The sequence below is a fragment of the Thermus sp. FJN-A genome, assembly GCF_054655095.1.
The window spans coordinates 1-236 of record NZ_BAAHSC010000221.1 but is presented as its reverse complement, the minus strand read 5'-3'; the positions used below and the strand labels follow the sequence as shown (position 1 = coordinate 236).

General features: G+C 71.6%; 1 pseudogene. It reads right to left on the bottom strand.

Annotation, left to right across the window (positions count from 1 at the left end):
• A pseudogene (locus ACYQ0J_RS13475) lies at window positions 1-236 on the bottom strand (ATP-binding protein); the annotation flags it as partial.

Below are 236 nucleotides of genomic sequence, written 5' to 3'. Positions count from 1 at the left end.
CCTTCCTTAGGGTCTCCGGGTGGACGGCCAGGACCAGGGTGGCCACCTCGGCGAAGGCCACCAGCCAGGGGACCACACTGGGGGTGAGGCCCGTGGCGTCGTCCACGACGAGGGTGACGGGGTTCACCCCTTCGGGGCGCTTGAGGGCCTTGAGGAGGCTCCTCGCCTTCTCCTCGTTCCCCGGGTAGCGCCTCTGCCAGGCCTTGAGGTCGGCCTCGAGGTCCCTCCCCCCCCCC